Source organism: Pseudoflavonifractor capillosus (assembly GCF_016899775.1).
GTDB lineage: Bacteria > Bacillota > Clostridia > Oscillospirales > Oscillospiraceae > Lawsonibacter.
Map to the genome: position 1 here is coordinate 1 of NZ_JACJJE010000148.1, position 635 is coordinate 635.

A 635-nucleotide genomic window follows, 5' to 3' on the forward strand; every position below is an offset into this window, starting at 1 on the left:
CGGCTCCGGAACCTGGCGGCAAGCGCGGACTGCTGCCATGTAGTGCGGGAAGCAAGGAGCCCCTCTCAATTAGGCAGATTCTATGCGGAAAACGGTTTTGTTCCAGAAATCGAAAGCCTGCCAGACTCTGTATTTGAGTTGCTGGACTTTGAACTCATTGGCCGCCGGGCCCAACAGGGCGAGGGCGGTGTGTTTACGGACTACGGCTATGTGGTCCAGAACAGCGATTTGAATATCGCTTCGGAACTAACAAATAAGGTCCCCCAGGCACCCAAGTACACGGTTTTGTTGGAATTGTTACGCGGCACGGACTATGCCCCGGATGTAACCCCGCTGCTTTTACAGCTGCCGCTGTATCAAAGAGTCTCGATAGAAATTCTGAAAGCGCTCAATTCGCCTTATCAGACAGCATACGGGTGGAGATGCCTGGATTGCAGAGTTCCGGAATTGGCAGGTATCATCGAGAGTTCCTCCGACTTTGCCGCGGTGGAGGCCTTGGCTGCAGGGCTTTCCAGGATAGATCAACTGGATGTGAGACTATATAAGGCAGTCCTGTCTGCAACAAACTGTACGGAGATTTCCCAGGCGTTGGAGCTGAGAAATCAGTTGGATCAATACATACTGGATCCGGAAAT

The 635-nt window shown here is 52.3% G+C and carries 1 pseudogene; it reads left to right on the top strand.

The window, feature by feature from the left end:
- Positions 1-138: 138 nt before the first annotated feature.
- Positions 139-635 (top strand): annotated as a pseudogene (locus tag H6B31_RS16740) (hypothetical protein); the annotation flags it as partial.